Raw genomic sequence first — 14,555 nt, forward strand, 5'->3', positions numbered from 1 at the left:
TTAAACCCAGCGTATATTCGCTTCATCATCTGCAATTAACCCCCTTCGTACACCTACCCTCTTCAACTGTAGAATTTCCTACACCATAGTGTTGGAAATCCCACAGCTTTAAACTAAAATCCTACTAAATTCGTCCATAAACGATTGGTATTATTAAAAACTTATGTAAGCTGGAATTTTAAATAAAGGACTTTTGAGAGCCTAGCACCGCAATTTAACGCGGTTAGTCATCAAATAAATCCTGAAGATTTGAGACTCATTATAAACTTGGCATGGACTTTGCATATATTCTTATTCAGAATAGAATTTCAAGGAGTGTTCTTTTATGAAAAAGAAATTATCACTTATGGTTTTAACCCTAATCTCTATATTAATATTTAACCTTCCTGTGTTAGCTGATTCGAAATCGGCCTCATCCAATAACATGCCGGGCATGAACATGTCTGACACCCCTTCTTCTACTTCTGAACAAGGTGATAAGCCTATGGATACTACCGATAGCAAGTTCCAAGTAGATGTAAAATCTACTCCTGAGAACCCTGCCCTGAATCAACCCGTCAGCCTCATGATTACCGTGAAAAACAAGGCAACTGGACAACCTGTCCTCGATGCATCCGTGAATGTGGATATGATGCTCATGGACGGTAATAAGAACAGTAGCATGCCTGGGATGAGCATGTCCTCAGACACTTCTATTCAAGGACAAGCTAAACTCGACAATATGGAACCAGGAATGTACACGGTTACCCTTACACCCACGAAACAAGGGAATTGGACCCAGGACATTCATATCAGTTCTCCAACTCTTGGGAAAACAACCGTGACTGTACCGCTTAATGTCTCTCAGTCCGGCCCAAACTGGATTCTCATTGGTAGTGTTGGCGGATTGGTAGTACTGGCCGGAATTTTTGCCCAAATCCTCAAACGTAAGCAAAGTCGTACAAAGGAGGCTTAATTATGAATCAATCAGTAAAGGCTAAGTCCCTGCAAAATAGGAATCTTCTTAAGATTAAACCCCTCAAATGGTTTTTGCAAAGTTCCCTTTATCCGCGAATTTTCCAATGGGCTGCCGTGCTTGTTTTCGCGGTTATCATGGTCGAAACTCTTGCTGGACCCACGAGTGCCCACGATAATTTTGGTACTGCCGCCACTTGGGTTCTTTGGTGGCCACTCTTGCCTCTCTTCTTCTTTCTGTTTGGACGGTTCTGGTGTGCCGTCTGCCCCTTTGCCTGGGTGAGTGATTTAACACAGAAGTTTTTTGGGGCTAAACGCAAAGTCCCAAATTTTCTAAGGAAATATGGGCTTTGGATTATTGATATCGCCTTTATTTTCATCACCTGGTCTGACCACGTCTGGGGTATCGTTGAATCTCCAAGAGGGTCAGGCACCCTCTTGCTACTCATCTTAGGCGGTGTCATGGTTACCGCAATGCTCTTTGAACGTCGTACCTGGTGCCGTTATTTATGTTTCCTCGGTAGTTTGTCCGGTAACTATTCCCGAGCCGGTATGCTAGAGCTTCGTGCAGACAAAGACACTTGCAAAACTTGTACAACGAGAGATTGCTTCAAGGGCAATACAAAAACACCAGGCTGCCCTATGTTTGAATTCCCGATGGCTATGGAAACCAATGCCAACTGTAATCTTTGTGGCAACTGCATTAAAAGCTGTCCCCATGATTCTATCCGACTAACTCCTCGTAAACCCACCAGTGAATTTTGGTCTATGACTAGGGCACATTTCGAAGAATCTTTCTTAGCGATTGTCATTGTTGGAATTGTGTTTGTCCAAAATATTACGATGTTAGACTTTTACCCGTCCTTTCTCGTATGGGTAGAAAGAACATTGGGGATTGCTAATCAAGATATTGCTTTTACAATTCTCTTTATTTTTGCTATGACTACTCCGGTATTACTACTTTTTGCAGCGACTGCAATTTCCAGGCGTTTCACCGGTGAGACTTTACGTAATGCCTTTGCACGTTTTGGTTATGCCGTCATTCCACTTGACCTCGCTTCCCACATGGCCCACAACTTGTTCCATCTTCTCGCCGAAGGAAAATCAATCTACTACACGTTTATGGGGCTATTTGGAACGCATCTCGAGGGACCTACCAACTTCATTTCTGATCCGACCATTCAAATCATGCAGTACTTCTTGGTTATTGCCGGAACTCTCGGTTCACTTTACACGGCCTACAGAATTGCTAAAAAGAACTATGGAGTGGGCAAGGCCCTATCCGTCTCTATGCCATATTTAGTAGTTATCTTGCTCTTCGGCATCTTGAACTTTCTTACCTTTACTGTAAGAATGGGAATGAGAATGTAACTTAATATTTTCAGTGTTGACGCGTAAACGCACTCGCGAAATCGAGTGCGTTTACGCTATCATTTCCCTGTATAACTCTTGTCATGCTGTTATAATGACTTATGTACTCATTACTTATGAACTTGCACATGGGTTACTTTAATTATACTCCTTGGAACGTACATAATAAAATTTGGAAGGAGTTTATCCATTATGCGAATTTTACTCGTTGATGACGAAAAAAAGATTACAACCGTACTCAAAGCCTACCTTCAACAAGAAGGGTTTCATGTCAGCACGGCTATTAACGGTCTTGTCGCTCTAACCATGTTTAAAGAAAACCCATTTGACCTGCTCATCTTGGATTTAATGCTCCCTGGAATATCCGGGACCGAAATTTGCCGTGAAATTCGAAAAATATCCTCCGTACCCATCATCATGCTCACCGCTAAAGTCGAGGAGGAGGATCGCATTAATGGATTGAGTATTGGTGCGGATGATTACATTACGAAACCTTTTAGTCCTCGTGAAGTGGTCGCCCGTGTCCGGGCTGTTTTACGCCGAACTAGTATTGAAACTGCACCGCTGGCAGACGTGATCTCCTACGATAACGGTCTTACCATCGATAATATACAACACGAGATCCGGCTTCATGATCAAGAGATCTCTTTAACCCCAACAGAGTTTAAGGTCCTTGGAGCTTTGGCGAAACACCCTGGACGAGTGTACTCACGGGGGCAGCTGGTTGAGATCGTTCAGGGATATGACTTTGACGGAGATGACCGCGTGATCGATGCTCATATTAAGAAGATCCGCCAAAAAATCGAAGCCATCCCTAGCGATCCACAAATTATTATGACCGTTTATGGCGTTGGCTACAAATTCAATGCAAGTGCAGGGGGCTGAGATGCGTAGAAAACTATTTCTTTCCACACTGATCATTTCGCTGATTACTTTAACCTTTAGCATGCTCGCCGTGAATCTTGTCTTCCATCAACAATTCAGCGATTATCTAACCAAGACAAACGAAACAATCTTGGAACAATTGCCTTCTCGTCTAAGTGACCTTTATCAAAGTAAAGGAACTTGGGATGCTACGGCTTTAGATGAAATCAGCCATACCCTTCCGATCGGTACGGTCGTCACTCTGACAGATCCGACCGGTAAACTTATCGCCACGTTGAGTAACGTGATGGAAGACATGATGCACGGTCAAGGCGGAATGAGCATGAGCATGAGCATGAGTATGGGCATGTCCTCTTCTTCCACTACGAGTTGGAAAACGAAAACTTTAACTGTAACAGGAACTCACGGAACTTTAGCCACAGCACTAATCCGCTACCCGGCGACCGCACCGATTCTCAATCCTCAGGATGTTCTCTTTCAGTCCTCAGTTTTTCGTTCTCTCCTCTTCGCTGGAGGGTTGGCGCTTCTATTTGGGATTATCCTCAGTTACTTCACAAGCCGCCGTCTCGTCGCACCGCTGAAGCGTTTAACTCAAGCCGCCGAACGTATTGGCCAGGGACACCTTGATGAACGCGTTGTTATTCAAGCCAAAGACGAGGTGGGGCAATTGGCCACCGCTTTTAACGCAATGGTCGACAATTTAAATCGCCAAGAAACCCTCCGCAAACAATTTACCGCAGACATCGCCCATGAACTGCGTACTCCATTAACCTCAATTAAAAGCTATATCGAAGCCTTCCAAGACAACGTCCTGCCTGCCGATGAGGAAAATCTCTCCTCCATTCATGAAGAAATTGACCGCTTGGTTGACCTATCCAGTGACCTCAAAGACTTAAATGTAGCGGAAATAGGTGCTTTAGCGTTAATCCACGAACCAGTAGATTTAAAGCATCTTCTTGGAAAAGTGATCCATAGTCTCCAGCCGCTTATTCAAGAAAAAGAATTAATCATGAGTTGGAACGCTCCCTTAGAACACGTGACTACGACGGGGGACGCGCGCCTTCTGACAAGGCTCTTTTATAATCTCGTGCACAATGCCTATCGGTACTCAAATGTTGGCGGACAAATCACCATCACGCTTATACAAGAACCTGATTTCGCCGAAATCAGAATAAAGAACACAGGCATCGGCATCCCTAAAGAAGATCTACCTTTAATATTCGAGCGTTTTTACCGTGCCGACAAATCTCGAACCCGCGAAACCGGGGGAACGGGCATTGGTCTGGCGCTGGTCCAGCAAATCACAGCTCTTCATCATGGGACAATCTCCGTGCAGAGTGACGTCGGGAAAGAGACTGAATTCATCGTCAAACTTCCTAAAGACCTAAAAGTGGCTGAGGATTAAATCCTCAGCCACTTTTATTATCTTTCTGACCATCAGTAAGAATCAACTTATTGCAGAAAGAAACTTAGAATTACCCTATATTAACAGTGGTGTTTGGATGATGAAGTTGTAGATTATAAATCAGAACTTATATACTTTAGAAATCTTTAAATAAATAAATTTACATTCGATTCTTCGGCTTCACCTAAATAATAGCCAACTCCACCAATTTTAATTCCATCAATAAGTTCTTCCTGCTTTAAACCCATAAGATCGATGGTCATTGAACATGTAACTACTTCCACACCACTATCCATTGCTGAAAACATTCACATCCGTTAGAGAGTCCTGAAAAGTCAAATTCACCCCGATAAACTGGACTTTATCCCCATATCTAAAGTAGGCCTTGACCAAGTCCAGGCTTTCAGCTTGGCAGGGCGGACACCATGAGGCCCAAAAGTCAATAAAGACTGGCTTACCTTGATATTCTGCCAGAAAAATTGGTTGATTATCCTGAGATTTCGGCAGAGAAAACGGACGTACGTGGCACCGTAGGAAACTAATTTCCGCACCGCTTACTGAACATTTTTAGCTTCCCTTCAATTCATAGTAATGAAAAGTGCAGTGTCTCCCTGAGGAGACCCTACACTTTTCTTGTATCCATTGTTTATTTCACAACGTAATTTTCTTCTACCCAAATTAGCTCAAATCCTGTTTGCGGCTTTGATACTCTGCTGAATCAATCTCGCCACGCGCATAGCGTTCTCGCAAAATGTCTAATCCACTATTCTGTTTGCCAAATCCGTTTGTATGAACTTGTGAAGAATTACGACGAAATAAGTAGATACTCAGTAGAATGATCCCGATTCCGAAGATAAGAGGCATGATTATTCCCATCATACCTATCCACCCATATCCGCCTCCGTAGCCACCATAACCGTAACCACCGTTTCTCCATCCGCCCATCATATTACCCCAGCCACCCATCATGTGAATCCCTCCTTCAAAAAATACCAATTTAATGCCAGAACATAATCTTAACAAAGTTTAACCTCTAACAAATTAATTCAAAGCACTTGATTATCCCTTTTTAATTGATATTGTTTGCTTTTGTCCAGACAGTTCTTGTTTCCGCTCAAGGTATTCCTCACGATTAATCTCACCCCGTGCATATCGATCATTCAAGATATCCATTGGAGAATGCGCCTGGGATTGATGGTTCGTGCAGCATAACCCTCCAGCATGGGATGAATTGAACATATAATATGCTACAATGACTAAGATGATTAAACCAAACATCATTTGAGATTCCCCCTTTAGTTATTTGATTGAGTTGCCATTCCTCTACCAGAACCCATCATATTACCACCCTTATTTGCAGCTCTGGTTCCACTCCCAATCCTACTCCCGTTCATCATCGTTCCTCGAGAACTAGTGATACCACCACCGTTTGTCATCATGCTCCCTCCGGCGTTACTCATGAATTGGTTCATTTTATCAAGGTTGTCTTGCCCAATTTGAGCCTTTACAGCTGGGTCTGAATTCATAAGATTTTGCATTGCCTTAACATCACCCGTTTGCATAGCGTTCTGCATCCCTGCTGAATTATGCAGATTTTGCATGGCAGGCGAATTCACAAGTGCTTGATGTTGTCCTGGTGAAAAGGTTTGTTGCATGAATCCCTGCATTTGACCAACCCATCCATTACCTGGTTGCTGAGTCGTTCCAGCGAGAGCTGGTAAAGCCATGAGCCCTACTGCTAACGTTGCGGTTCCGAGGATTGCCGTGACCTTTTTACTTAATTTTTCCATTGTATATTCCTCCCTAAAATTTTAAAGTTAAGATTCTTTGTTGTATTTGTTATTTCCATGACCTTAGTATAACTCTAGTATCCGTTATTCTCATGAAGAAGTTGTGAATTTCTTATGAATTTAGAGACAAACTTACTTGCTTCATGGTATTCTTGAAAAGAACTAAATAGTTAGGAATAAGTGATTTCTTCTTGAGGGAAGGAATTGAAAAGGAAAGTCAGTAGAAGGCTGACGCGGTACCCGCCACTGTAAGAGGGAATCAATTCACATCATGTCACTGGGACTTACCTGGGAAGACGTGAATTGATGATGATCTTGAGCCAGGAGACCTGCTTATTCTAAATGTGAAAACTACCTACGGGAATGTTAGGGGGTGTATACTTGTGTCGATATTTCAACTCCGGTTGTCTGATACATGTTAAACTTTTAACCCTTCTATGGTGAAGGGTTTTTATTTTTGTATTCCTAAACTGAATCTGGTTAACGTTCTTTTTATAGACAGTGGATCAGGAGGAAGAAAAGATGAAAGATATCACTCAAACAATGAAAAGTCGCCCTAAGTGGCTGGGTTATGGCGCAGCAGTGACTGGGTTACACCTTTTAGGCATCATAATGATGTTTCTAAATATCAAGCAACACCCTCAATTACTGGGATTTGCCTTTCTTTCCTATACGCTGGGCTTACGTCATGCTTTTGATGCTGATCATATTGCCGCCATCGATAATACTGTGCGCAAAATGATTCAGCAAAAGCAAGACCCTCTGGGGGTTGGCTTTTTCTTCTCGATTGGTCATTCTACAGTTGTATGTATTATGGCGATAATCACCGCACTCTCCATGCACTGGGCGCAGCAAAATATCCCACAAATACAAAATGTCGCAAGTGTGATAGGCACAGCGGTTGCCGGAAGTTTTCTCCTTCTAATAGGACTATTTAATCTTTACATTTGGTTTGATATATATGGTTTTTTTCGTAAAATGCGTCAGGGTGAGTTTGATGAGGAAAATCTTGATCAACTACTCTTAAGTCGCGGTTTCGTAACCCGTTTCTTTAAGCCACTCTATCGATTAATTAACAAGAGCTGGCATGTATATCCCCTGGGTTTTCTCTTCGGGCTAAGTTTCGATACTGCATCGGAGGTAGCCTTATTGGCTATTTCTGCTACTCTTGGTACCAAAGGTATGCCAATTACAGCCATTTTATCTCTACCCATTATATTTGCTGCTGGCATGAGCTTGATGGACACTGCAGATGGAATCTTTATGACCACTGCTTATCATTGGGCTTTTTCCACTCCGCTTCGCAAAATTTACTATAATCTATCGGTTACAGGTCTATCCGTAATCGCTGCACTAGTAATTGGCTCCATTGAACTTGCACAGATTATTTCAACAAAGCTTGGATTTCATCGCGGCTTTTGGGGATGGATCCAAAGCCTAAACTTCGGCTCGATCGGCTATCTACTGGTAGGTCTTTTTATCTTAACTTGGGCAATATCTTATTCGCTCTGGAGGATCTTAGGTTTCGAAAATGCATAGTGTATGAATTATTTCAGTGATTCGGATTCAATACGGAGGTCAACAATAAATGATTATTCTTTTGGGAGAATCTGCAGCGGCACGTGAGCTTAGTACACAATTAAAAGCCAGGGGACTCGATTTAATACGAAAACAGAGCTGGACTGATGAAACCAGCTTGACCCCTTCAGTGGTCATTGATGCTAGCCATCCCTCTTCTAGTATAAAAATTCCCCCATTACGACAATGGTGTGAACAACGAGGGATTCTTTATATAAGGTTAGAAAGACCGGAAACCAAAGTTCCGTCCAGTCCCTTAATTTTCCCAGTCTACACTTGGGAAGAGGCTTTGCTCCAACTTGAACAACGCGTTGACACCTTATACCACCTAAAAGGTCGTCTGATTACGATCTTTATAACGACTGGCAGCCATCAACTACACAGTATTGTTAACAGCTCCTTCTCCCGCTCAGTTCGTCTGGTCGTGCGTATCCTTCCGGAAGGGCGATTGGTGCAAAAATGCAATGATGTTGGCATTCATCCACGAGATATTGTCGCTATGCAAGGCCCATTTTCCAAAGAGATCAATAGAGCCTTATTTAAGTTTTACGGAGCAGATATTCTCTTGACACGAGACAGTGGTCTCGCTGGTGGGACGGATACAAAAGTTTCGGCCGCTTTAGAACTCGGATTAGAAATCGTGCTGGTCAAAAAAACTAAAACTAACACTGGTTTGACAGTATGCAGCACTCACGAATTACTAGATTGGGTAGATCATAATTTTGTTGATAGTCCAATCAACCAACTTTAGAAAGTAACGTTTTGCAGGGAACGTGAAATCGATAAAAGAGCAGATGCCCTTAGATGTAGCAACTGCTCTTTTATACGAACAACAACTTTAAACTATTCCTAGCTCCGTGTCATAATGTTTTACTTTGCATGACAGTTGAATTCATCATCGTTTGACGTTGCTCCGATGAAAGGTCACTTCCTCGTCTCTCCATATACTTTCTCGGACACCGATTTTACTTTCAATTTATTGTTACTGGAAAGAGTAATGTAGCATAATCCATAACCCAAAATAGAGAAGCATATGGCTGTTACCAAGAAATCTAGTCCTCTGATATAAACTCCCCCCCAAAAATCCATCTTTTATTGTAATACGTATATAAGGCTTGTTTTCTGACGGTCTGTTACTCAAACATGCCTTTTTTTAAGAACAATTTCCGATTAGGTTATATTCCGAATCCAAATAAGAACTAATCCGCACTCTTCTTATTAATTAACGGAGCTGGAACTATTTCTATTGATAGGCTCATTAGTACCTGATATAAAAGAAACTAATTAATTACAGATAATGAAAACAGACAAAACCCGTCGGACCTCACACCCGAGAGTCTTGTCTGTTACCATGTTTTCTTAGTGTAACCTTTGGATACGATCATCCCATTAAAAAGTTGTGAATTTCTTATGAACAAAGCATTCTGCAATTTGTAGTGAAGTAAAATCGATAAAAAGGCTGACCTGGTTCAGTTAGACCAGATCAGCCTCACCTTATTAACTTATGCCTTTTCCCTTTTGTTAGCTTTTAGAATACCAACATAGCAACTACACCACTAAGAATACCTACTAGCGCTACTGCACTCCCTACAAAAAGCAGGACCTTTGTGGGGAAGACATGTTTGACCATGAGTAGGGATGGTAAACTTATAGCGGGCAATGTCATTAGTAAAGCAACTCCCGGCCCAACACCTAAGCCAAACGCCATTAAAGACTGAACTATGGGTATCTCGCCTGCGGTTGGGATAATAAACAAGGTTCCAGCAATGGCCAGCCCGATCACAGCAAGAAGGCTGTTAGCCCAAGCTGCACCAATCGCTGGAAACAACCATGCTCGAACAGCCCCTAGAATCAGAACCACAATAAAATAAGCTGGAATAGTGTCTCGAATAAGGGGGAAGAGTGCCCTCATCCAACTTATAAACAGATTGCTTTCTTCCTCGTTGTTCAGAGCATCCGGCACCAAATCCTCAGGGACACCATCATTTTTTGCCCAACGATTAGCAAAATAACCAATTCCGAAAACCATTATGATTCCCGCAATAATTCTGAAAAAAGCTAATTTCCAGGAAAGTACAAAGCCCATAAAAATAATCGTTGCAGGATTAAGAACAGGATTCCCGAGCCAATAGGCCACTGCTGCACCAACGGAAGCCTTTCTTTCTCGCAAGCCGACTACAACTGGAGCGGAACAACAGGTACACATCATAGAAGGAATGCCAGCAACCCCAGCTAGTGCAGTACTTCTAAAATCAGATCCCCCAAAGATCTTTGAAATCCAATTTTTGGGTAATAATATCTGTACCAAAGAACCCAATAAGAGCCCTAAAATTACAGCCTTCCATACGGAGTTAAAATAGGCAATTGCATAATTCCAGGCTGCGGACCATGATGGGTCTGGTGGAATAGCCGCTTTGCCTGAAATAATGGAATCCCCAATAGAATGTTTGCTGGCTGCCAGAAACGCTTTGTGATAATATGGGTTCCATTTAACATACCAAACACCTATAACAAAAATAATTGCGAATAAAAGGACATAGGGAAAATAATTGCGAATTTGCCTTTTGGCCGTTTGCACTTGCACGAACACGACTCCCTCTCTTTTTGCCAAAATCAACTTAACTCTTGATCAGCTCAGATAATATTTGTATTATCTGAGCTGATCACTCCAAGGTTATATAATAAATGTAAATCTAACATTTAGCAACAGTAAAATATTAGTTGAAGTAGTCCTCTCTATACAAGGTTATAGCATACTTGATAAAAACTTAACTAGTAACCTTTTGCCTTTCTTTTTCATTTATTTCATTATTAATGAAATAAATGAAAAAGAAAAGTGGCAGTGTTCAAATCCTTTGCCACTTTTCTTTTTAACCAACTTGTTTTTAAAATGCGGTTTGATCAACATTGGAAAGAACATTGTGGTAACTACCTTGCGAGAGTTTTTGTTTCAGCTAGGGTTATACGCAGCCTGTTGGTTTCGGTAGACCTGCTATCTTACAAGCACCCTTCCCTGGACCAGCTGGAAATAAATCATAGATCTTCTTCTGGTCAAAACCAGAATCCTTAACCATTTTACGAACCATGGGAGCGACACCAAACTGATCATAATAGCCCCTGAGGTAATTGATCAGCTTCCAATGTTCCTCTGTAAGCTCTTCCACCTCCTCGGTGTTAGCGAGTGCTCTCGCTACATCTTCAGTCCATACTGAATGATCCTCGAGAAAGCCATCTTCATCCAGTTCTACTGTTAAATCTCCAACTTTAAGTTGTGCCATTTCTTCTACCTCATTTCTCTATTCATTATTTTTAGTCACTGTGTTCAACTCATCGAACGGAATTTCGTACGCCAAATTTGCTTTTTTCAAGAGCGTATGAGTCATCCTTTTGAGCTCTTCAGATTTAAGTTCATAAAGTTGTTCCCGACATTTGACATAGATATTAAATGCAAAAAGAGCTAGCTCATCGACCTTTGATTCAAAATCTAATAACTCATCATATATTTGGTTTTGCCTTATTTCCTCGATTAGCGTTTCTCGAACTGTTCGTTTAAGAAGAAAGATAAAACCCATTGCTTGGGCGGAGGTAAAATCTTGAATTGCCCTTACTTTGATAATATCTTCAAGAAAAGGTAAGCCCTCGGCAAAGTCTTTCTCGCCGAGGAGTGCCCCGAAAATACCTTGAATTCCCTGGGAGATCGAATGTCCAACTGGGTTTGCAAACCTATCTTTTTGCTTTTTCATAAAACCCGACGTATCCGTCGGATACGTCCCCAGAATCCCATCGAACCACTTCTCCAAAATAATGGATCTCTTTTCTTCCAAGAGGGCTGTGAGATTCATACCCATTTTGCAACTCCTTGTAAAAAATATTTTGGATTAAACTGGCGGTGGAACTTTGTCTTTTAGAGCGATATAGGTGGTGGTTATATAAAGATACTCCACTTTGTCTTCAGCGGTGAGTTCCTTGACAGCCAGATCAACGCTACTCTTCTTCTCGCCAATCGCAACTGCCACATCCCTACTCTTTGCCTTCGTCACTGTATCCAAATACGCAAGAACTTTCTCTTTAATAATCGGATCCGCAGCTCCTTTATCCATAATGTTGACCCCGCTTTCTTTACCACATTAGTTTAATCAACATACCTTAATTCAAACAATTTATGATCCTGAGTTAGTATATCCCTTTTTAGGATTTTCAATTATTGTTCAATGAAGCCCTTTTCGTGAATACATATCGTTCAATAGAAAAAGCTCCGATTTTTAAAATCGGAGCCCGCACTTCAATTCGTTTCCAGAGACGCTTACCTTTTAAGCTATAAAGCTTTATAGCTCTTAACATTAGAATTCTTTAAAAACTTTGGTGCACCATCTTAAGTTGTTGACGACGAGCCAAAATCGAAAGTGAATAATTCAGTGCGAAATACGTTAAGGCGATCATCCCGAAGACGGTGAAGACCTGACCTGTTGAACCGTATTGGCCTAGAATAATCATTCCCTTACCCGTAAGATCTTCCACACCCACAACCCAGACAAATGATGTGTCCTTAATTACCGTGATAAACTGTGATACCAACGGTGGAATCATCTTGTGAAAGGCCTGAGGTAAAATAATATGCACCAAGATTTGGCGATAGGAAAAACCCTGAGCCCTGGCGGCTTCCCACTGTCCTTTGTCAATGGAGTTCAACCCACCACGGACAATTTCAGCAATGATAGCTGAAGTGAAGACGGCAATCGCTACGATTCCTGAATTAACGGGTTTCATCGTCGTCATAAACCGAAAGACTAAGATGAATAGCAACATTGGGATGTTACGGACACTCTCAATGTACAACGCAGCGATTCTTCCTAAGATAGCCTGTTTTGAATACCGCGCAATACCCAGAAACGTTCCAAAGACAAAACTAATCAAAATAGCCATGACGGCAATATAAAGTGTCGTTAAAAATCCTTGCCCTAGAAACCTGAATATCTCTGGCTTTAATACCTCTTGAATCATGCCGACACCCCTCCCTTAGATTCCAAGCGACGGGTCAGTGTTGCTAGAGGCAAACAGAGAAGGAGATAGAGCAGTCCAACAGCCACATAGGCAGGACCATAATAGAGATTGTCACTCGACCATGAATCGGCATGATACATCAAGTCGCCACCGGCGATCATAGCCAGAACAGATGTGTTTTTAATCATGTTAACAGCTTGATTAGTGAGCGGAGGCAAAACCAATCGCGCAGCTTGAGGCAAAATAACATGACGCATAGCTCCCCAAAAACTAAATCCTTGCGACAGTGCAGCCTCCATTTGCCCTCTATGAATTGAATTAATTCCGGCTCTGACCACTTCGGCTATATAAGCACCATGATATACTCCGACACCCAAGACACCCACCACCATAACCGGTAGCATAATGCCCATATGTGGAAGCCCATGATAGAGGAAGAAAACCTGGATGACGAGTGGCGTATTTTGAATAAATTCAACATAGATGCGATTGAAAACTTTTGCGAGTGTCCACTGAGAGGTTCCTAATACCCCAAATACAACCCCTAATATAAGGGCCAGTAAAAGGGCGAGAACGGAGGAAATAATGGTATTTTTGAACCCTTCAACAAATACCGCCTTATCTTGGAAAAGCGCTACCCATTTAAACCAGGCAAAAGGTCCAACCACTATTTAAGACCCCACTTTTGGATCATTTTATCGAGTTCCCCAGATTTCTTCAACTCTGCAATTGTATCATTAACCACTTTAGCAACTCCGTCATTTCCCTTTTTAGAGGCGACTCCATATTCCTGAGGACTAAAACTATCCGGCAGGATTACCGTCGAATCATCTAAATATCCAAAAAGGATAGAACCATCAACTGAGAAACAATCAACCCGTCCAGAATCCAGGGCCGTTTTAATCTCCGGATAGGTGCCAAACTCTAAGAAAGTAATCTTAGCTCCAACCTTGTCAGCTTCTGCCTGAACAGCCTTTTTACTGGTTGCACTTTGCGCTACCCCAATTTTTTTGCCGTCCAAATCCTTCAAGCTCTTAATTCCAGCACTCTTCTTAACCAATAATCTCACACCATCGGTAAAATAAGCATCCGAGAAATTATAACTCTTTTTGCGTTCTTCCGTTACGGTAAACGTCGATATATCCATATCAACGTCCCCACTATCTAAGACTGGACCCCGTGTTTTAGCGGTTACAGCTGTAGTTTCGATGTTTTCAGTTCCGATGATTTTCTTAGCCATGGCTTTAGCCAAATCAATTTCAAAGCCATCAATTTTACCCGTTGCAGGATCTTTATATCCGAATTTCGGGACATCCACCTTAACCCCTACTTTGAGCACGCCACGGTCTTTGATAGCCTTGACATCAGCAGGGACCGCAGTGGCGCTGCTTGACGGAGTCGTTGACGCTGCCGGCGAAGCCCCACATCCGCTGACCAAACCCACTACTAATAATAGACTTGATAAAACCATTCCAGCTTTCTTCATTCTAAAATCCTCCTCTTAAAATCCTCTAGTCGCAGGACTACTGCGCTCTTCTTTTTAACCACTAGGAATTAGTCCTATTTAATAA

Annotated in this window: 16 protein-coding genes, 1 pseudogene and 1 riboswitch; of the genes and pseudogenes, 6 read left to right on the top strand and 11 right to left on the bottom strand. The window is 42.0% G+C overall.

The window, feature by feature from the left end; translation table 11 throughout:
- Window positions 1–325: 325 nt before the first annotated feature.
- The 4 genes from E4K68_RS08245 (at window position 326) to E4K68_RS08260 (ending at window position 4,615) form a co-directional block, all read left to right on the top strand.
- Window positions 326–955 (top strand): hypothetical protein, encoded by a 630-nt coding sequence (locus E4K68_RS08245; RefSeq protein WP_135378462.1) that lies wholly within the window; start codon window positions 326–328, stop codon window positions 953–955.
- A gap of 2 nt (window positions 956–957) precedes the next feature.
- Window positions 958–2,325, top strand: a complete 1,368-nt coding sequence (locus tag E4K68_RS08250; RefSeq protein ID WP_135378463.1) for a 4Fe-4S binding protein — start codon at window positions 958–960, stop codon at window positions 2,323–2,325.
- A 192-nt stretch (window positions 2,326–2,517) separates the two neighbouring features.
- Window positions 2,518–3,210 carry a response regulator transcription factor gene (locus tag E4K68_RS08255; protein ID WP_135378464.1) on the top strand — a complete coding sequence of 231 codons (693 nt, stop codon included), beginning with the start codon at window positions 2,518–2,520 and terminating at the stop codon, window positions 3,208–3,210.
- A gap of 1 nt (window position 3,211) precedes the next feature.
- Window positions 3,212–4,615 carry a HAMP domain-containing sensor histidine kinase gene (locus E4K68_RS08260; protein ID WP_135378465.1) on the top strand — a complete coding sequence of 468 codons (1,404 nt, stop codon included), beginning with the start codon at window positions 3,212–3,214 and terminating at the stop codon, window positions 4,613–4,615.
- Window positions 4,616–4,761: 146 nt separating this feature from the next.
- On the opposite strand, the pseudogene E4K68_RS08265 reads toward E4K68_RS08260, so the two are convergent.
- From E4K68_RS08265 to E4K68_RS08285, 4 genes and pseudogenes are all read right to left on the bottom strand, one after another.
- A pseudogene (locus E4K68_RS08265) lies at window positions 4,762–4,917 on the bottom strand (DsrE/DsrF/DrsH-like family protein); the annotation flags it as partial.
- Window positions 4,918–5,293: 376 nt separating this feature from the next.
- Window positions 5,294–5,584: an SHOCT domain-containing protein gene (locus E4K68_RS08275; protein WP_135378466.1), complete on the bottom strand. Its 291-nt coding sequence runs from the start codon at window positions 5,582–5,584 to the stop codon at window positions 5,294–5,296.
- Window positions 5,585–5,674: 90 nt separating this feature from the next.
- Window positions 5,675–5,896 (bottom strand): SHOCT domain-containing protein, encoded by a 222-nt coding sequence (locus E4K68_RS08280; protein ID WP_135378467.1) that lies wholly within the window; start codon window positions 5,894–5,896, stop codon window positions 5,675–5,677.
- A gap of 14 nt (window positions 5,897–5,910) precedes the next feature.
- On the bottom strand, window positions 5,911–6,405 hold the full coding sequence (locus E4K68_RS08285) for a hypothetical protein (RefSeq protein ID WP_135378468.1): 495 nt from the start codon (window positions 6,403–6,405) through the stop codon (window positions 5,911–5,913).
- A gap of 161 nt (window positions 6,406–6,566) precedes the next feature.
- Window positions 6,567–6,757: riboswitch (cobalamin riboswitch) on the top strand.
- A gap of 170 nt (window positions 6,758–6,927) precedes the next feature.
- Here E4K68_RS08285 and E4K68_RS08290 point away from each other — a divergent pair.
- On the top strand, window positions 6,928–7,944 hold the full coding sequence (locus tag E4K68_RS08290) for a HoxN/HupN/NixA family nickel/cobalt transporter (protein ID WP_135378469.1): 1,017 nt from the start codon (window positions 6,928–6,930) through the stop codon (window positions 7,942–7,944).
- A gap of 49 nt (window positions 7,945–7,993) precedes the next feature.
- Window positions 7,994–8,734, top strand: a complete 741-nt coding sequence (locus E4K68_RS08295) for a precorrin-6A/cobalt-precorrin-6A reductase (RefSeq protein ID WP_135378470.1) — start codon at window positions 7,994–7,996, stop codon at window positions 8,732–8,734.
- Between the two features lie 777 nt (window positions 8,735–9,511).
- Here the strand turns inward: E4K68_RS08295 and E4K68_RS08300 are convergent.
- The 7 genes from E4K68_RS08300 to E4K68_RS08330 form a co-directional block, all read right to left on the bottom strand.
- Window positions 9,512–10,567 (bottom strand): permease, encoded by a 1,056-nt coding sequence (locus tag E4K68_RS08300; protein ID WP_135378471.1) that lies wholly within the window; start codon window positions 10,565–10,567, stop codon window positions 9,512–9,514.
- A gap of 376 nt (window positions 10,568–10,943) precedes the next feature.
- Complete coding sequence (locus E4K68_RS08305) at window positions 10,944–11,261, bottom strand: TusE/DsrC/DsvC family sulfur relay protein (protein ID WP_135378472.1); 318 nt, start codon at window positions 11,259–11,261, stop codon at window positions 10,944–10,946.
- Between the two features lie 18 nt (window positions 11,262–11,279).
- On the bottom strand, window positions 11,280–11,831 hold the full coding sequence (locus tag E4K68_RS08310) for an RsbRD N-terminal domain-containing protein (protein WP_348982848.1): 552 nt from the start codon (window positions 11,829–11,831) through the stop codon (window positions 11,280–11,282).
- A 30-nt stretch (window positions 11,832–11,861) separates the two neighbouring features.
- Window positions 11,862–12,083 carry a hypothetical protein gene (locus E4K68_RS08315; RefSeq protein ID WP_135378473.1) on the bottom strand — a complete coding sequence of 74 codons (222 nt, stop codon included), beginning with the start codon at window positions 12,081–12,083 and terminating at the stop codon, window positions 11,862–11,864.
- Between the two features lie 250 nt (window positions 12,084–12,333).
- Window positions 12,334–12,984 carry an amino acid ABC transporter permease gene (locus E4K68_RS08320; RefSeq protein WP_135378474.1) on the bottom strand — a complete coding sequence of 217 codons (651 nt, stop codon included), beginning with the start codon at window positions 12,982–12,984 and terminating at the stop codon, window positions 12,334–12,336.
- Window positions 12,981–13,652 carry an amino acid ABC transporter permease gene (locus tag E4K68_RS08325; RefSeq protein WP_135378475.1) on the bottom strand — a complete coding sequence of 224 codons (672 nt, stop codon included), beginning with the start codon at window positions 13,650–13,652 and terminating at the stop codon, window positions 12,981–12,983. Before E4K68_RS08325 ends, E4K68_RS08320 begins: the two co-directional genes overlap by 4 nt.
- The gene (locus E4K68_RS08330) at window positions 13,652–14,470 is read right to left on the bottom strand and encodes a transporter substrate-binding domain-containing protein (protein WP_135378476.1); all 819 of its coding nucleotides are present in this window, start codon (window positions 14,468–14,470) and stop codon (window positions 13,652–13,654) included. The genes E4K68_RS08325 and E4K68_RS08330 overlap by 1 nt, the downstream gene beginning before the upstream one ends.
- Window positions 14,471–14,555 lie beyond the last annotated feature (85 nt).

This window comes from Desulfosporosinus sp. Sb-LF (genome assembly GCF_004766055.1).
Taxonomy (GTDB): Bacteria; Bacillota; Desulfitobacteriia; order Desulfitobacteriales; family Desulfitobacteriaceae; genus Desulfosporosinus.

Excerpts from the sequence above, each read along its gene's own strand:
- E4K68_RS08245 (WP_135378462.1), top strand. The coding sequence starts at position 326 with ATGAAAAAGAAATTATCACTTATGGTTTTAACCCTAATCTCTATATTA.
- E4K68_RS08250 (WP_135378463.1), top strand. The coding sequence starts at position 958 with ATGAATCAATCAGTAAAGGCTAAGTCCCTGCAAAATAGGAATCTTCTT.
- E4K68_RS08255 (WP_135378464.1), top strand. The coding sequence starts at position 2,518 with ATGCGAATTTTACTCGTTGATGACGAAAAAAAGATTACAACCGTACTC.
- E4K68_RS08260 (WP_135378465.1), top strand. The coding sequence starts at position 3,212 with ATGCGTAGAAAACTATTTCTTTCCACACTGATCATTTCGCTGATTACT.
- E4K68_RS08275 (WP_135378466.1), bottom strand. The coding sequence starts at position 5,584 with ATGATGGGTGGCTGGGGTAATATGATGGGCGGATGGAGAAACGGTGGT.
- E4K68_RS08280 (WP_135378467.1), bottom strand. The coding sequence starts at position 5,896 with ATGATGTTTGGTTTAATCATCTTAGTCATTGTAGCATATTATATGTTC.
- E4K68_RS08285 (WP_135378468.1), bottom strand. The coding sequence starts at position 6,405 with ATGGAAAAATTAAGTAAAAAGGTCACGGCAATCCTCGGAACCGCAACG.
- E4K68_RS08290 (WP_135378469.1), top strand. The coding sequence starts at position 6,928 with ATGAAAGATATCACTCAAACAATGAAAAGTCGCCCTAAGTGGCTGGGT.
- E4K68_RS08295 (WP_135378470.1), top strand. The coding sequence starts at position 7,994 with ATGATTATTCTTTTGGGAGAATCTGCAGCGGCACGTGAGCTTAGTACA.
- E4K68_RS08305 (WP_135378472.1), bottom strand. The coding sequence starts at position 11,261 with ATGGCACAACTTAAAGTTGGAGATTTAACAGTAGAACTGGATGAAGAT.
- E4K68_RS08310 (WP_348982848.1), bottom strand. The coding sequence starts at position 11,831 with ATGGGTATGAATCTCACAGCCCTCTTGGAAGAAAAGAGATCCATTATT.
- E4K68_RS08315 (WP_135378473.1), bottom strand. The coding sequence starts at position 12,083 with ATGGATAAAGGAGCTGCGGATCCGATTATTAAAGAGAAAGTTCTTGCG.
- E4K68_RS08320 (WP_135378474.1), bottom strand. The coding sequence starts at position 12,984 with ATGATTCAAGAGGTATTAAAGCCAGAGATATTCAGGTTTCTAGGGCAA.
- E4K68_RS08330 (WP_135378476.1), bottom strand. The coding sequence starts at position 14,470 with ATGAAGAAAGCTGGAATGGTTTTATCAAGTCTATTATTAGTAGTGGGT.